The 16,562-nt window shown below is 72.3% G+C and carries 13 protein-coding genes; 7 read left to right on the plus strand and 6 right to left on the minus strand.

Going from position 1 to position 16,562, the window contains the following annotated elements:
- Positions 1-3: 3 nt before the first annotated feature.
- Positions 4-2,088 (minus strand): YhgE/Pip domain-containing protein, encoded by a 2,085-nt coding sequence (locus tag DI272_RS35825; protein ID WP_109499334.1) that lies wholly within the window; start codon positions 2,086-2,088, stop codon positions 4-6.
- Complete coding sequence (locus DI272_RS35830; protein WP_109499335.1) at positions 2,060-2,785, minus strand: ATP-binding cassette domain-containing protein; 726 nt, start codon at positions 2,783-2,785, stop codon at positions 2,060-2,062. The genes DI272_RS35825 and DI272_RS35830 overlap by 29 nt, the downstream gene beginning before the upstream one ends.
- Positions 2,786-2,966: 181 nt before the next feature.
- On the opposite strand from DI272_RS35830, the gene DI272_RS35835 reads away from it, so the two are divergent.
- From DI272_RS35835 to DI272_RS35845, 3 genes are all read left to right on the plus strand, one after another.
- Positions 2,967-3,536, plus strand: a complete 570-nt coding sequence (locus tag DI272_RS35835) for an SAV_6107 family HEPN domain-containing protein (protein WP_109499336.1) — start codon at positions 2,967-2,969, stop codon at positions 3,534-3,536.
- 195 nt (positions 3,537-3,731) lie between these two features.
- A complete protein-coding gene (locus DI272_RS35840) occupies positions 3,732-4,496 on the plus strand; it encodes a methyltransferase (protein WP_109499337.1) in 765 nt (254 codons plus the stop codon).
- 283 nt (positions 4,497-4,779) lie between these two features.
- On the plus strand, positions 4,780-5,175 hold the full coding sequence (locus DI272_RS35845; RefSeq protein ID WP_062702903.1) for a DUF3040 domain-containing protein: 396 nt from the start codon (positions 4,780-4,782) through the stop codon (positions 5,173-5,175).
- Between the two features lie 190 nt (positions 5,176-5,365).
- On the opposite strand, the gene DI272_RS35850 is transcribed toward DI272_RS35845, so the two are convergent.
- The 4 genes from DI272_RS35850 to DI272_RS35865 form a co-directional block, all read right to left on the minus strand.
- Entirely contained in the window at positions 5,366-7,750 is a 2,385-nt protein-coding gene (locus DI272_RS35850; RefSeq protein WP_109499338.1) for a DUF3488 and transglutaminase-like domain-containing protein, read from the minus strand.
- Entirely contained in the window at positions 7,747-9,123 is a 1,377-nt protein-coding gene (locus tag DI272_RS35855; RefSeq protein WP_109499339.1) for a DUF58 domain-containing protein, read from the minus strand. The genes DI272_RS35850 and DI272_RS35855 overlap by 4 nt, the downstream gene beginning before the upstream one ends.
- Positions 9,123-10,151, minus strand: a complete 1,029-nt coding sequence (locus tag DI272_RS35860) for a MoxR family ATPase (protein WP_109499340.1) — start codon at positions 10,149-10,151, stop codon at positions 9,123-9,125. The genes DI272_RS35855 and DI272_RS35860 overlap by 1 nt, the downstream gene beginning before the upstream one ends.
- 250 nt (positions 10,152-10,401) lie before the next feature.
- Positions 10,402-11,010: a carbonic anhydrase gene (locus DI272_RS35865; RefSeq protein WP_181387427.1), complete on the minus strand. Its 609-nt coding sequence runs from the start codon at positions 11,008-11,010 to the stop codon at positions 10,402-10,404.
- A 354-nt stretch (positions 11,011-11,364) separates the two neighbouring features.
- Between DI272_RS35865 and rsmH the strand changes: the two genes are divergently transcribed.
- The 4 genes from rsmH (at position 11,365) to DI272_RS35885 (ending at position 16,558) form a co-directional block, all read left to right on the plus strand.
- A complete protein-coding gene (rsmH, locus tag DI272_RS35870) occupies positions 11,365-12,321 on the plus strand; it encodes a 16S rRNA (cytosine(1402)-N(4))-methyltransferase RsmH (RefSeq protein WP_109499342.1) in 957 nt (318 codons plus the stop codon).
- An 8-nt stretch (positions 12,322-12,329) separates the two neighbouring features.
- Entirely contained in the window at positions 12,330-12,908 is a 579-nt protein-coding gene (locus tag DI272_RS35875; RefSeq protein WP_109499343.1) for a septum formation initiator family protein, read from the plus strand.
- Positions 12,909-12,913: 5 nt separating this feature from the next.
- Positions 12,914-14,875: a penicillin-binding transpeptidase domain-containing protein gene (locus tag DI272_RS35880; protein ID WP_309221685.1), complete on the plus strand. Its 1,962-nt coding sequence runs from the start codon at positions 12,914-12,916 to the stop codon at positions 14,873-14,875.
- A gap of 162 nt (positions 14,876-15,037) precedes the next feature.
- Positions 15,038-16,558, plus strand: a complete 1,521-nt coding sequence (locus tag DI272_RS35885) for a UDP-N-acetylmuramoyl-L-alanyl-D-glutamate--2,6-diaminopimelate ligase (protein ID WP_109501229.1) — start codon at positions 15,038-15,040, stop codon at positions 16,556-16,558.
- Positions 16,559-16,562 lie beyond the last annotated feature (4 nt).

Genomic DNA, 16,562 nt, shown 5'->3' on the forward strand with positions numbered 1-16,562 from the left:
AGGTCACAGGCTCAGCTCCGGGTGCAGCCGGTCCAGCGTCCACACCTGGCGCCGGCGGGCCGACAGGGCGGTCAGCGCGAGCGCTCCCGCGGTGAACGCGACGAGCACCACGCACGCGTGCCACACCGGACCGAGTCCGCCGCCCGTGATGAGCCGGCGCAGGGCCTCCACGACGTAACTCATCGGCAGGAAGGGATGGATCGCGTTGAAGAAGCCCGGGCTGGTCTGCACGGGATACGTGCCGCCCGCGGACGTCAGCTGGAGCATCAGGAACGCCAGGACGAGAATCCGCCCCGCCGCCCCGAAGCGGGCGTTCAGCCACTGCACGATCGCCGCGAAGCACGCCGTGACCAGGAACAGGAAGCCCACCGTCCCGGCCGCCCGCACCATCTGCAGGCCGATCGCCCAGTGCAGCACCGACATCAGGGCCACCGTCTGGAGCGTGCCGACCGCCACCACCGGCAGCCACCCGGCCAGCGCGATCCGCCACGCCGGGGCGCCCGCCGCGAGCGCGCGCCGGTTCATGGGCGCCATGAGCATGTACGCCACCATCGCGCCCACCCACAGGGACAGCGGGATGAAGTACGGCGCGAAGCCGGTGCCGTAGTTGGGCGCCTTGTGCAGGTCCCTGGAGACCAGCTGGACCGGGTCGGCCATGACGTCGGTGCGCCGGTCGCGGTCGGCCTTGTCGTAGTCGGGGATCTGGCCCGCGCCGTCGTGCAGTCCGTCGGAGAGCTTGCCGGAGCCGTCGACGAGCTTGTACATGCCGCCGTTGAGGTCCTCGGCGCCCGTCTTGAGCTTGCCGACGCCCTCGTCCAGGTCATCGGCGCCGGTCTTGGCGGTGCCGAGTCCCGTGTGGAGCTTCTTGGCGCCCGCGGCGACCTTGCCCGCGCCCTTGTTGAGCTCGTTGATCTTGGAGACGGCGTCGTCCAGGTCCTCGGACAGGTTCGGCGCCCGGTCGGCGAGGGCCTGGGCCTGCTTCTGCAGGGTGGCCAGGTTCTTGTCGAGCTTCTTCAGGTCGCCGTCCTGGTCGCCGACGAGCGTGTTGAGGTCGTCCGCGATCGTCGCCACGTCGTCGGCGGCGTCCTTGGCCTTCTTCAGATCGGTGCAGGCCACGTCCGGCAGGACCTCGTTCTCGCAGCGCGCCTTGTAGACGTCGTCCAGGGTCTCGGACGCGGTACGGGCGCCCTTGGCGGCGGCGGGGGCCGTCTCGACCAGGGTGTCGAGGTGGTCGCGGATCGCCTGGGCGGAGTCCGCGACCAGCTGGGCGGTGTCGCCGATCGTCTTCTCGTTGTCCTTCAGGAACGGGCCCACCTTCCCCGCGACCCCGTTGACCTTGTCGGCGAGCGTCTGGGTGCCCTCAGCGACTTGCGCCGAACCGTCCTGGAGGTCGCCCGCGCCCGTGTCGAGCTTCTTGAGCCCCTTGGACAGCTTGCCGCTGCCGCTCTTGGCGTCCTTCAGCCCGTCGGCGAGGTCCTTGGAGCCCTTCTCGGCCTTGACCGTGCCGGTCTCCAGCTTGTCGGCGCCCTTGGCCGCCTTGACCGTCGCGCCGTGGATGTCGGAGAAGGAGATGAAGATCTGGTCCAGGAACGACCGCGACGCCTTCGTGGACGCGGCCTCGCGCACCTCGCTGAAGACCGTGCGGGAGATCTGCCCGACGATGTAGTTGTTGGCGTCGTTGGTCCTGACCTGGAGCGCGCCCGTCTCGGGGGAGTCGCCCGCACTGGAGGCGATCCGCTCGCTGAAGTCGGCCGGCATGGTCAGCGACAGGTAGTACGTGCCGTCCTGGACGCCCGCGCGGGCGTCGGCGGCGCTCACCTCGTGCCACTCGAAGACGTCGCTCTTGAGCAGTCCCTCCGTGATGTCGGCGCCCGCGGTGATCTTCTTCCCGTCGGCGGTCGCGCCCTCGTCGGCGTTCACGAGCGCCACCGGGATGCGGTCCAGGCGGCCGTAGGGGTCCCAGAACGACCAGAGGTACAGGGCGCCGTAGAGCAGCGGCAGCACCAGCAGCGCCACCAGGGCGGCGCGCGGCAGCTTGCCCCGCCCGAAGCGCCGGAGCTCAAGAGCGGCCAGTCGTGGCGAGCGCATCGGCCTTCTCCTTTCCCTGGGTGGACACCTTCACCACGTCGTCCGGAGCCTCGCTGCACACCGCCACCACGGTGGTCCCGGCTTCGGCGACCGACCGCAGCAGCGCCCAGACCTCGGCCCGTTCGGCATCCGACAGCTTCAGATCGGTGTCGTCGACACCGAGCAGCTGGGGATGCCCGATGAGCGCGAGGGCGATGGACAGCCGCAGCGCCTCCAGCCGCTCCAGATCGCGTACGGCGGTCCGGGAGCCCTTGGGCAGGGTCTCCCGGTCGAGACCGGCGGCGGTCAGCGCGGCGTCGATCCGGAGCTTCGCCTCGAGCGTCTGCTCGGCGCGCGGTCGCAGCAGTGCGCGCAGGGAGTCTCCGAACCGGCGCTGGAGCAGGGCCCGCTCCCGCAGGTGCTCCCCGACGGTCAGCGCCGGGTCGAGGTCGGTGACCCCGGCGACGTGCGCCACGGCACTGATCCGCCGGACCGCGGCCAGCTGCTTCGGCAGCCGGGCCCCGCCCACGGCCGCCGATCCCTCGGTGGCCTTCATCCGCCCGGTGAGCGCGAGCAGCAGACAGGTCCGGCCGGACCCCGACGGTCCCTCGACCGCGATGAGCGAGCCGGGCTCGGCGTCGACGGTGATCCCGCGGAAGGCCCATCCCCGCGGCCCCTTGAGCCCGAGACCCTCGGCTGTGACGGCGACTCCGCCCACAGCCCACCCCCTGAGTGTGTTGCGAGTTTTTGAACTGACTGGTCAGTGCAAAAACTAGCCCGAACTCTCGGTCGAAGCAAAAGCCCAGGTCAGAACGGATTGTCAGTGCCATACCTCACGATGGGCACATACGGCATCCCGTATCGGGACGAGCCGTCACGCAGACGACAGGAGGTTCGTCATGGCCAGCTATCACGCAGCAGCCGCCCGTCGGCGCCGCGCCACCGGCCCTGCCCCCTCACTGACCGGACCGGCGAGCGACGTACACCCGGTGCTGCGCCGGACCACGGCCCCGCCCGCCGCCCTCGACCTGCTCGCCCAGGCCCGCGCCGGACTCGACGAGGCGGCCGTCCTGGAAACGCCGAACGAGCGCTACGCGACGGCACATCTCGCCGCCCTGCGCACCGCCGCCGCCGTGCTCGCCGCGCGAGGGCGCCCGGAGCCCACGCCCCGACGCCGCGCCAAGATCCGGAGCGCCTGGGAAGTGCTCCCCGAGATAGCGCCCGAGCTCGCCGAGTGGAGCGCGCTCTTCGCCGCCGGAGCCCGGCGCCGCGCCCGGGCCGAGGCCGGCATCCAGGGCGCGGCCTCCCGCCGGGACGCCGACGACCTCATACGCGACGTGGCGATGTTCCTGCGCCTCGTCGAGCGGATGCTGGTCCTCCAGCCGGTCCTGCCCCAGCCCCGCCAGGACCCGGACCCGGCGGTGGACGCCGACCACCCCAGGGAGCGGGACATGCCGGACGCGGGCTGACGGGGCGGCACAGGAGGTGGCGGTGTCCGTCGTATGAGACGTGCCCGGGCCCCTGCCCCGTGGTGACCAGGTGAGGCAACGGAGGCAATAGGGTGGAGGCGCCTGAAGCCCTGCGCCTCCCGTACCCCGGGCGGGCAGGGTTGCCCGTTCGCTCCGCCGTGCAAGAGGCGGTGCCGCGCCGAGGAGTCAACTGCCGTGTCGGACCCGCTGCGACCCCGCGCCTCCCTCCGTACCGCCGTGGTCTGGGAGGTCCTCCAGGACGCTCTCGAACGGCGGGTCAAGGCCACGGGCCGGGAGTCCCTGGACGTCCTCGACACCGGGGGCGGCAGCGGCAACTTCGCCGTGCCCGTCGCCCGCCTCGGCCACCGCGTGACCGTCGTCGACCCCAGCCCCAACGCGCTGTTCGCCCTGGAGCGCCGCGCCGCCGAGGCCGGCGTCGCCGACCGGGTCCGGGGCGTCCAGGGCGACGCCCACGGCCTCTTCGACGTGGTCGAGCGCGGCACCTACGACGCGGTGCTGTGCCACGGCGTCCTGGAGTACGTCGACGACCCCTCCGAAGGCGTGCGCAACGTGGTCGCCGCGCTGCGCTCCGAGGGCGTCCTCAGCCTGCTCGCGGCCGGCCTCGGCGGCGCCGTGCTGGCCCGCGCCCTGGCCGGTCACTTCAAGGAGGCCAAGCAGGCCCTCGCCGACCCGAACGGCCGATGGGGCGCCGGCGACCCCGTGCCGAGGCGGTTCACCGCCGAGCAGCTCACCGCGCTGGTCGAGGGCGCGGGCCTGGAGGTCGGCGCCGTGCACGGCGTGCGGGTCTTCGCCGACCTGGTCCCCGGCGTGCTGGTCGACACCGAGCCGGGCGCCCTGGAGGCGCTGCTCAAGCTGGAGGAGGCGGCGGCCGAGCTCCCCGCCTTCCACTCCGTGGCCACCCAGCTTCATGTGCTGGGCGAGACGCGGGTGGCCTCCTGAGGCCCGAGTGCCCTGTCCTGGTGCGGCGCTGATCAGGGACTTGGGTGCGGATGGAGTACGCCACAGGCCCCCCGATCGGACGCTCAGCGCCGTATGATCGAGGGAGACCGCCCGGCATGACGGGTCGGCTGCTGGGGAATGCAGGATTCAGTGGCCGGGACGTCCATGGCGGAATCCGGTTGGCCAATTGGCGTAGAGGGGCGGGTTTCACGGGGGCGATTCCCTGCCTATCCTGAAGGGACCCCCCGGGTCGCCCCGGCGACTGCACGATGAGGAGGACTCCGTGCCGCTCTCGGAGCACGAGCAGCGCATGCTCGAGCAGATGGAGCGAGCGCTGTACGCCGAAGATCCCAAGTTCGCGACAGCGCTTGAGGGAAGCGGGCTGCGCACGTACACCCGGCGACGGGTCTACCAGGCGGTCGCGGGCTTCCTCGTGGGTATCGCGCTCCTCATGGCAGGAATGGTCGCCAAGCAGGTCTGGCTCAGCGTGGTGGGCTTCCTCGTCATGCTGGGCTGTGCGGTACTCGCCGTGACCGGCTGGCGCAAGGCCCCCAAGCCGGGCGAGCAGCCCGCGGCAGGTGGCCCGCACGCCCGCCGTCAGCCTCGGCAGAAGCGCTCCATGATGGACCGCATCGAGCAGCGCTGGCAGCGGCGCCGCGACGAACAGGGCGGCCAATAGCTCGACCATCGGCTGATGAGGGGGTGACCGCCCGCCGGGCGGTCACCCCCTCACGCACGCCCTTCTTCCGGCACGTCGACCCGTGATCCCCGTGATCGCCCGGCAGACGGAGCCGGACAGCACCACAGACGGGTGAGCCCCCGATCCGCCACCGCGGACCGGGGGCTCACCCGTTGCCGTCTGCCCGGCCTCAGCCCTGCTGGCCGGACGGCCTGCGCAGGCTCGGCCGGGCCGCCGCCACCCGGGCCGTGACGCCGCTCCACCACGCCGAGACGGCCCACACCACTCGTACGGTCGAACGCGGCGCGAGGGCCGCGCGCAGCCGGGTGCTCCGCGGCGCCGTACCGCGCAGCCCGGCGATTGCCCGCCGGACGTCCTCCGCGAGCCCCGCCGCCGGGCGGGGCCGTGGCGCGTAGAGGACCTGCTCCACGGCCTCCGCCACGCGGTGCACCGAGGCCGCGGCCGACGCGTCGAGATGCCCCACCCGGACGATCCGGGCCGCCGCCTTGCGCGGGGTCTGCGACCCGTCCGGCAGGATTCCGAAGTCCCAGGCCGTATCGGTCAGTTCCAGCCAGACCGCCAGGGTGTGCTGCGCGGCGTCCGCTTCGGTGCGTCCGTGCGCCCCCAGCCGTACCGATCGGGTCCGCATCCGCCACAGCCCGGGTGCCAGCGGGATCGCCAGGGCGGCGAGCCCGGCCAACGCCCAGGCCAGCAGGACGTACCAGTTCGGACCGTCGTCGTCCGTGTGCAGCGCCGCCGCCGCGGACTCGCTCGGGCAGGCGTCGAGCTTCTTCTGCTGCGCCGTGCAGCTCTCGCTCGCCGACGGGGCGGCGGAGGGCAGCGCGCTCGCCGACTGGGTCGGACGACCCGTGTCCGGCAGGCTGCTGCCCGGTGTCTCCGTCTGCGTGTACTCGGGCTGCGTGCCCCGGGTCGGGGTCGGCTCGAAGCGGGTCCAGCCGACGCCCTCGAAGTACAGCTCGGGCCAGGCGTGGGCGTCCCGCAGCGTCACCGTCACCGAACCGTCGCCCTGCGGCGTGCCCGGCGCGAAGCCCACCGCCACGCGCGCCGGAATGCCGAGGCTCCGGGCCATCGCGGCCATCGCGAACGAGAAGTGGACGCAGAAGCCCTGCTTGTTCTCCAGGAACCGGGCGATCGCCTGCGAACCGCTGCCCGCCTGCACCTGGGTGTCGTACTGGAAGCCGCCGGTCACCGTGAAGTACTCCTGGAGCTTCACCGCCTCCTCGTAGTGGTTCGAGGAACCGGCGGTGACCTCACGGGCGGTCTTGGTGACGACGTCGGGCAGGGACTTCGGCAGCTCGGTGTACTCGCGCTCCAGGTCCGTGGGCGGCTCCGGGGCCGAGGCGAGCTGCTCGGCCGTCGGCCGCACGTCCAGGCTCTTGACCGTGTACGTCTCCCCGCGCGTGGTCTGGCCCTTGTCGCCGACCAGCGTCATGCCCACGGGCTCGTAGCGCCACTTGCCGTCGATGTCCACGCCGCTCGGCGGGTACGGCATCGGCAGCCAGTCCTGCTTGTACGAGTCGGCGGCCGCGATCCGAGTCGTGATCTCCGCACGCCGGACGTCGGCAGCCAGTCCGGGCGGGGTGGGGAACTCGTCCGGCACCTTGTCGATGTCGCGCTTGGACGGCTTCCAGGTGGTGCCGTCGAAGTCGTCCAGGGAGACGATCCGCAGATACTGGGCGCCGGCCGCCTCGGGGTCGGACCGCACGGACAGCACGTCGCGGTCGTCGTCCGCGTTGAGGTTGTCGCGCAGGGACACCAGGGGGTTCACCGCGGAGATCGTGCCCCCGCTGCCGTTGCCGGCGCCCGCGCCCGTCCCGACGCCGTCCAGGAGGCCGCCGCTCATCGAGGGCAGGGCGACGGGCACCACGAGGGCCAGGCCCAGCGCGACCGCGCCGATACGCCGCCCGGTGCGGACCGGGGCCACCACGCCGGACTCCCCGCCGGGGGTGCGCGGCGCCCCGCCGAAGACCCGGCCCCACTGGGAGAGCCGGTCGCGTCCCTCGGCGAGAAGCAGCGTCAGGTAACCGGCCGCCGCGACCAGGAACCACAGCCAGTCGGCGCCGCCGTCGGACAGCCCTGCGGCCACGGAATACAGCGCCAGCAGCGGCAGCCCGGCCGGGGCCGCGCTGCGGAACGTCACCGCGAGGGTGTCCACCGCCAGCCCGATGACCAGGACGCCACCGATGATCATCAGTCGGATGCCGTCGGACTCCAGCGGGGCTGGGATCGCGTACCGCGCGATGTCGTCACCGCCCTGCCGGAACAGGTCGGCGAAGTGCTGGAAGGCCTGGGGGCCGGGGACGATCCCGGCGACCGCCTGCTCCCGGGCGAAGGCCAGGGTCAGCATCATCAGCGTCACCAGGGCCTGCGAGGCCACGGTGAGCGGCCGGGCCAGCGGTACCCGCCGGGTCGCCGCGCCCACCAGGGACTGGACGCCCAGCATCAAGGCCGCCTGGATGATCCACGTGGCCGGTTCGACCAGGGGCAGCAGGGCGCAGGACGCCATCAGGGTGGCCGCCCAGGCGCACAGCGCCAGTCGTGCCCGCCCGCTCATGCCGGTGCCCCCTCACTGCCGACGCCGTTCGTCGCGCCGATGCCCGTGCGCTCGCGGTCCGCCTGGCGCCACAGCTCGGTCAGGGACGCGCCGCGCGGCACGCTCAGCGCCGTCCAGCCCGCCTCGCGCAGCATCCGCAAGCGCTCTTCGTTCCTGTCCGACGGCCAGGCCGCGTCGGTGGCCTCCCGGCCCCAGCTCGTGCTGCCCAGCAGGAAGGCGACCGCGCCTCCGCTGCGCTGGCGCATCTTGGCGGCGACCGTGGCCTGTTCCTCGTCGAGGTCGCCGAAGAAGGCGACCAGCAGCCCCTCGTTGCCGCCGCGCAGCACGTCGTAGGCGCGCGACAGGCCGGTGCCGTCGGAGTGGTCGATCACCGCGAGGGTGTCCATCATCAGGCCCGCCGCGTCCGCCGACTCCTGGCTCGCGCCCGCGAACCCGTCCGCGCCCTCGCCCGGTACCGAGCTGCCGGTGTCCGTCAACAGCCGTACGGAGAAGCCCCGTTCGAGCATGTGCACCAGCGTCGACGCGGTGCCCGAGACGGCCCACTCGAAGGCCGAGTCGGGGCCCGCGCCGTGGTAGGCGAGACCCCGGGTGTCGAGCAGCACGGTGCAGCGCGAGCGCTGCGGCTGCTCCTCGCGGCGCACCATCAGCTCGCCGTAGCGCGCGGTGGACCGCCAGTGCACCCGGCGCAGGTCGTCGCCGTAGCGGTACCCGCGCGGGATGACGTCGTCCTCGCCGGCCAGCGCCAGCGAGCGCTGCCGCCCGTCGCCGTAGCCCTTCGCCTCGCCGCTGAAGCGGACCGGCGGCAGCGGCTCCACGCGCGGGATCACCGTCAGGGTGTCGTACGACGAGAAGGACCGCGTCAGCTCGCACATGCCGAACGGGTCGGTCAGGCGCAGCTGGAGCGGGCCCAGCGGATAGCGCCCGCGCAGGTCGGAGCGGACCCGGTAGGACACCTCGCGGCGGCCGCCCGCCTCGACCCGGTCGAGGACGAAGCGGGGGCGCGGGCCGAGGACGTAGGGCACCCGGTCCTGGAGCATCAGCAGGCCGGTCGGCAGCCGCGAGACGTTGTCCATCCGCAGGTGGACGCGGGCCTCGCTGCCGGCGGGCACGCGCGCGGGGGAGAGCCGGCGGCTGCCGGCCACCCGGTAGCGGGTGCGGTAGAGGACGGCGGCGCAGACCAGGGGCAGGACGGCCAGCAGCAGGCCGACCCGGAGCAGATCGCTCTGCCCCAGGACGTACGCGCAGATGGCGGCGGCGATGCCCGCGGCCAGGAAGGAGCGGCCGCGGGTGGTCATGCCGGCCAGCGCGGTGCGCACCCCGCCCTTGTCGCCCCGGTCGGCCTCGGTGGGGTCCGGCCCGGTGGCGGTGGTCATCACAGCCTCCGCGGCGGCTGCTGGCCGTATGCCTGCGTGCCGTGGCCCAGGCCGATGCCGCCCTGCTGCTGGGGTACCGGGGTGCGCTGCAGGATCTCCTGGACGACCTGCTCCGAGGTGCGCCGGTTGAGCTGGGCCTGCGCGGTGGGCAGCAGCCGGTGGGCCAGGACGGCGACGGCGAGGGCCTGCACGTCGTCCGGCAGCGCGTACTCCCGGCCGCTGAGGGCGGCGGACGCCTTGGCCGCGCGCAGCAGATGCAGCGTCGCGCGCGGAGAGGCGCCGAGTCTCAGGTCGGGGTGCGTGCGCGTGGCGGCGACCAGGTCGACGGCGTAGCGCCGGACCGGGTCGGCGACGTGGACGCCGCGGACGGCGTCGACCAGCTTCACGATGTCGTGCGCGTGCGCCACCGGCTGGAGGTCGTCCAGGGGGTTCACCCCGCCGTGCACGTCGAGCATCTGCAGCTCGGCCTCCGCGCTCGGGTAGCCGATGGAGACGCGCGCCATGAAGCGGTCGCGCTGGGCCTCCGGCAGCGGGTAGGTGCCCTCCATCTCGACCGGGTTCTGCGTGGCTACCACCATGAAGGGGCTGGGCAGCTCGTACGTCTGCCCGTCGATGGTGACCTGCCGCTCCTCCATGGACTCCAGCAGCGCGGACTGGGTCTTCGGCGAGGCGCGGTTGATCTCGTCGCCGATCACGATCTGGGCGAAGATCGCGCCCGGCTTGAACTCGAAGTCCCGGCGCTGCTGGTCCCAGATGGAGACACCGGTGATGTCCGAGGGCAGCAGGTCCGGCGTGAACTGGATACGCCGCACCGAGCAGTCGATGGACCGCGCCAGCGCCTTCGCCAGCATGGTCTTGCCGACGCCGGGCACATCCTCGATCAGAAGATGCCCCTCGGCGAGCAGCACGGTCAGCGAAAGCCGTACGACCTCGGGCTTGCCCTCGATCACTCCCTCCACCGAACTGCGGACTCGCTCCACAGTGGCAGTCAGATCAGTGAGGCTCGCTCGATCGTCATAGGTCGTCACCCGGCCCTCCTCGGCCCGTTCTTTCTCCGGGCCGACGCTCTGCGTTGCGGACCGGCCCACCCCGAATCACGGACAGCACGCGGAAATGGTTCCGCGTGACGTCCATCCACGCATTCTTGCTGCCGTTACCGATTCGTGTCACTCGCCTGTGGACAACTGCCTGCGATATGTCAGGGCTTGCGGCCTTTTGGGTACCACGGAACCGGAAATCAACAGCAGAACGACAGCTTCGGAGAGGGCCGGGGCGGGGTCAGGCGGGGTCGATCTCGCGCAGCAGGCCGGTCTTCACGTCGAAGACGAAGCCGCGCACGTCGTCGGTGTGCAGCAGGAACGGGTTGGTGCGCACGCGCTGCATCGACTGCCGCACGTCCTGGTCGACGTCCCGGAAGGACTCCACGGCCCAGGCCGGGCGCTGGCCGACCTCCATCTCCAGCTCGGTGCGGAAGTCCTCGGTGATCGCCTCCAGGCCGCAGCCGGTGTGGTGGATCAGGACCACGCTGCGGGTGCCCAGCTTGCGCTGGCTGATGGTGAGGGACCGGATCACGTCGTCGGTGACCACACCGCCCGCGTTGCGGATGGTGTGGCAGTCGCCGAGCTCCAGGCCGAGCGCGGCGTGCAGGTCGAGACGGGCGTCCATGCAGGCCACGATGGCGACGTGCAGGACGGGGCGGGCGTCCATGCCCGGGTCGGTGAACGCGGCGGCGTAGTGCTCGTTGGCGTCGACGAGCCGGTCGGTGACGGCGGCGACGCGTATGGCGCCTTCGGATGCGTGGGCGGCGGATGCGGAAGTCGTCATACCCATGACGTTACTGGTCACAGCCGGCCCGGTCCTGTGGTGAGAAGGGAAAAAGAGCGCCATCACGTCCTCTTTGTGAGGTAAGCCACAGGTGCGGACGGTGCGTCCGACCGGGTGATTTCCCGCCGCCGCTCTCCTCGCCCCGATGCCCGGCCACGACGCGCAGGCCGGTTGATTGACCGCGAGACACCGTGGACTAAAGTGACGCGAAGCGGGAGGCGAGGTCTCCCTGCTGGCATGAATTCCCCAGGAGACACCGGCCCAGTCACCGGATCTCCCCACGCGCGCGGCGCGTACGTACGGCTCGGCCTCCTCCCGCTCCCGGCCGGCTGACGCTTCCGGCGCCGGCAGGCATCCCCTTCACGAGCGGGCGGGGACCCGGCGGTGCGTACGGCCCGCCGGACCTGAGAGGGCCCCTTGAGCAACACGCGACATGTCCCGGTGATGCTCCAGCGCTGCCTGGACATGTTGGCCCCCGCCCTCCAGGCCCCCGGAGCGGTCGTCGTCGACTGCACCCTCGGTCTCGGCGGTCACAGCGAGGCCCTCCTCCAGCAGTTCCCCGCGGTCCGCCTGGTGGCCCTCGACCGTGACAAGGAGGCCCTGCGCCTGTCAGGCGAGCGCCTCGCGCCCTACGGGGAGCGCGCCACCCTCGTCCACGCGGTCTACGACGAGCTTCCGGACGTTCTGGAGAGACTTCGCGTCCCGCGCGTCCAGGGCGTTCTGTTCGACCTCGGCGTCTCCTCCATGCAGCTCGACGAGGCCGACCGCGGCTTCGCCTACGCCCAGGACGCCCCGCTCGACATGCGCATGGACCAGACGACCGGCATCAGCGCCGCCGAGGTCCTCAACACCTACCCGCCGGGCGAGCTGGTGCGGATCCTGCGGGCGTACGGCGAGGAGAAGCAGGCCAAGCGCATCGTGGCCGCGATCGTCCGCGAGCGGGCGAAGGAGCCGTTCAGCAACAGCGCGCGCCTCGTCGAGCTGATCCGGGACTCCCTGCCACAGGCCGCCAAGCGCACCGGCGGCAACCCGGCCAAGCGCACCTTCCAGGCGCTGCGCATCGAGGTCAACGGCGAACTCTCCGTGCTGGAGCGGGCGATCCCGGCCGCCGTGAAGGCCCTCGGCGTCGGCGGGCGGATCGCCGTGCTGTCGTACCACTCGCTCGAGGACCGGCTGGTGAAGCAGGTGTTCGCGGCCGGCGCCGCCCACACCGCGCCCCCCGGCCTGCCGGTGATCCCCGAGCAGTACCAGCCGCGGCTCAAGCTGCTCACGCGCGGTGCCGAACTTCCCACCGAGGACGAGGTCGCCGAGAACCGCCGGGCGGCGCCCGCGCGGCTGCGAGGTGCCGAGCGGATCAGGGCGGACATCGAGTGAGGAGCGGAGTGAGCAGGAAACCCGAACTGAGGGGGCGGGCGGCTCGTCTCGCGCGGCTCTTCCCACCCGACTCCCACTCCGGCTCCGGCGGCTCCGGCCAGGCCGCCCGCACCCCGTTCGTGCTCCTCGTCGTGCTGCTCCTGGGCGGCGGCCTCATCGGGCTCCTGGTGCTGAACTCCGCGCTCAGCGAAGGCTCGTTCAAGCTCGACGACCTCCAGAAGGAGACCAAGAGCCTCACCGACCAGGAACAGGCCCTCCAGCGCGACATCGACGCCTACTCCGCCCCCGACGCCCTCCAGCGCCGCGCCCGCGAGCTCGGCATGGTCCCCGGCGGCGACCCGGCCTTCCTGAGCCCCGACGGCACCGTCAAGGGCGTCCCGGGCGCCGCCGCCGAGCAGTCCGCCGTCGAGGTCGTACGGCCTCCCGAGGCGATGCCCCTCACGGCCGCGTCCCCGGTGCCCACGACAGCCTCCCCGGTGCCCACCACAGCCTCCCCGGCGCCCACGGCCGCCACCACGGCCGTACCCACCCCCCTTGCCACCCCCTCCACCGAACCGTCCTCCGCGACCCCGACCCCCGGCAGGTGACGGAAGTGTCCGACAGGGAACCGCCGCGCCGCCGTGTGCCCGGACCCGCCAGGCCCGCCCCCGACGGCCGCCGGCGCCCCGCCGGTCCCGGCGCCCGCCCGGCCCGCCGCCCGGCGTCGCCACGCCCCGCGGCCCCGCGCGGCACGGCCCCGCGGCAGATCCGCCTCGGCAGCCCCCGGCCCCGGCTGCGCATGGTCAGCCTCGCCCTGACCCTCGTCCTGATCGCCTTCGCGGTCCGGCTGCTCCAGGTCCAGGCCGTGGACGCGAGCACCTACGCCGCCAAGGCCGAGCAGAACCGGTACGTCGGCTACACCCTGGCCGCCGAGCGCGGCCAGATCACCGACCGCGCCGGCGTGGCCCTCGCGACCAGCGTGGACGCGTACGACATCACGGCCGACCCCACGCTCTTCAAGCGCAAGCAGCTCAAGATCGACGACGGGCCCGAGCAGGCCGCCGCGCTGCTCGCCCCGATCCTCGGGCAGGAGCAGAGCGAGCTGACCGAGAAGCTCCGCACCAAGGGGCAGTACGTCAAGCTCGCCGGGCGGCAGACACCGCAGGTCTGGAAGCAGATCAAGGACCTCAAGAACGCACTGGCGACGAAGGCCGAGGACGGCACCGGCGTCAACGTCCTCGCCGGCGTCTTCGCCGTCGCCACCAGCAAGCGCGTGTACCCGAACGGCGATCTCGCCGCCGGGATACTGGGCTGGGTCAACGCCGACGGCAAGGGCGGCGGCGGGGTAGAGCAGCAGCTGAACACGCTGCTCTCCGGCAAGGACGGCAAGATCCGGTACGCCCAGTCCGGGGGCCGGCAGGTCCCGACCGCGGGTTCCACGGAGACCCCCGCCGTGCCCGGCAGCGACGTCGAGCTCACCATCGACCGCGACATCCAGTGGGCCGCGCAGAACGCCATCGCCGAGCAGGTGCGGAAGTCCAAGGCGGACCGCGGGTACGTGATAGTGCAGGACACGAAGACCGGCGAGATCCTCGCGATGGCCAACTCGCCCGGCTTCGACCCCGGCGACCTGAGCCGGGCCGACCCGAGCACCCTGCACAACTGGGCCGTGGAGGACGCCTACGAGCCCGGCTCCACCGCCAAGGTCATGTCGATGGCCGCCGTGCTGGAGGAGAACGCCGCGACGCCGCTGACGCACGTCACCGTGCCCAACCGGCTGCACCGCGGCGACCGGCTCTTCAAGGACGACGTCGACCACAAGACCTGGTACCTCACGCTCAACGGCGTGCTCGCCATGTCCAGCAACATCGGCACCATCCTGGCGACCGGCCAACTCGGCAAGACCCAGGCCGAGTCCAACCAGGTCCTCTACTCCTACCTGCGCAGGTTCGGCCTCGGCAGCTACAGCGGCCTGGACTTCCCCGGCGAGACGAAGGGCATCCTCGCCGCGCCCCAGGACTGGTCGACCTCGCAGCAGTACACGATTCCTTTCGGCCAGGGCGTCTCCCTCAACGCGATGCAGGCCGCCTCCGTCTACTCGACGATCGCCAACGGCGGCGTACGCGTCGAGCCCACGCTCGTGCGCGGCACGCAGGGACCCGACGGACGCTTCACGCCCGCCGCGAAGCCCAAGAAGTCAAGGGTGATCAGCGAGAAGACGGCGAAGACCCTCGCCCAGATGCTGGAGTCGGTCGTGGACGACGAGGCGGGCACCGGCGCCAAGGCGCGCATTCCGGGGTACCGGGTCGCGGGCAAGACGGGTACGGCCAACCGTGTGGATCCGGCCACCGGCAAGTACCGCGGCTACACCTCGTCGTTCGCCGGGTTCGCGCCCGCCGACAGCCCCCGCATCACCGTGTACTGCGCCATCCAGAACGCCACCAAGGGCAGTTACTTCGGCGGCCAGATCTGCGGCCCCGTCTACAAGCAGGTCATGGAGTTCGCCCTGAAGACCCTCCAGGTCCCGCCGACGGGAACCAAGTCCGCCTCCCTTCCCGTCACCTTCAAGCCCTGATCAGTACGAGCAGCCAGGAACCACCTCGTGACAACGATCACTCCCGATCCCGGGAACCAGAGCATGCCCGCGCCCTCACTTCGCTCCGAACCGGGTGTGCCCGGTACGCTCACCGCCGTGCCACACGCTGATCAGTCCGAAACCACCCAGAAGGGCCATCCCGTGACATATCCGGGACCGCCCCGGCCGGTCCGGGTCTCCGCAACACCCCTCGCGGAACTCGCCGATCAGCTGGGTGTCGCGCAGCCGGGCAGCACCGCCGAGGTCACGGGCATCACCCATGACTCGCGCGCGGTCCGCCCCGGCGACCTGTACGCCGCCCTCCCGGGCGCCCGCCTGCACGGCGCCGACTTCGTCACCCAGGCCGCCGGCCTCGGCGCCGCCGCCGTGCTCACCGACCCGACCGGCGCCGAGCGCGCCGCGGCGACCGGCCTGCCGGTCCTGGTCGTGGACGACCCGCGCGCGCGGATGGGCGAACTGGCGGCCACCGTCTACGGCCGGCCGGGCCGCGACCTGCTCCAGATCGGCATCACCGGCACCTCCGGCAAGACCACCACCGCCTACCTCGTCGAGGGCGGCCTGAAGACCAAGAACAACACCGGTCTCATCGGCACGGTCGAGATGCGGATCGGCGACGAGCGCATCAAGTCGGAGCGCACCACCCCCGAAGCCACCGATCTCCAGGCCCTGTTCGCGGTCATGCACGAACGCGGCGTGGAGGCCGTGGCGATGGAGGTCTCCAGCCACGCCCTGGTCCTCGGCCGGGTCGACGGCTGCGTCTTCGACATCGGCGTCTTCACCAACCTCAGCCCGGAACACATGGAGTTCCACTCCGACATGGAGGACTACTTCCGGGCCAAGGCGCAGCTGTTCACGCCGAAACGCAGCAAACGCGGCGTCGTCAACTTCGACGACGAGTACGGCCGCCGGCTGGTCGAGGAGGCCACCGTCCCGGTCGTCACCTTCTCCGCAGAGGGCCACCCCGACGCCGACTGGCGGGCCGAGAACGTCCAGGTCGGCCCGATGGACTCGACGTTCACCGTGATCGGCCCCGAGGGCGAGCGCATCCACGCCAGGTCGCCTCTGGCGGGCCCCTTCAACGTGGCCAACACCCTCGCCGCGATCGTCGCCCTGGCCGTCGCCGGGCTCGACCCGCAGACCGCCGCCGACGGCATCGCCGCGGTGCCGGGCGTGCCGGGGCGCCTGGAGCGCGTGGACGCCGGGCAGCCCTATCTCGCGGTCGTGGACTACGCCCACAAGACCGACGCCGTCGAGTCCGTCCTCAAGGCGCTCCGCAAGGTCACCGAGGGCAGCCTGCACGTCGTCCTCGGCTGCGGCGGCGACCGCGACAGAACCAAGCGCGCGCCGATGGGTGCCGCCGTGGCGCGGCTCGCCGACACCGCCGTACTGACGTCCGACAACCCCCGCTCCGAGGACCCGCTGGCGATCCTCGCAACCATGCTCGAAGGTGCGGCGTCCGTGCCGGTACACGAGCGCGGCGAGGTCCAGGTCTTCGAGGACCGGGCCGCCGCGATCGCCGCCGCCGTCGCCCGCGCGCGGCCCGGAGACACCGTGCTGGTCGCGGGCAAGGGCCACGAGCAGGGCCAGGACATCGCCGGGGTGGTCCGTCCCTTCGACGACCGCCAGGTGCTTCGAGAAGCCATCCAGAAGACCCAGGGATGAACTT

The organism is Streptomyces sp. Act143 (genome assembly GCF_003143935.1).
Lineage (GTDB): Bacteria > Actinomycetota > Actinomycetes > Streptomycetales > Streptomycetaceae > Streptomyces.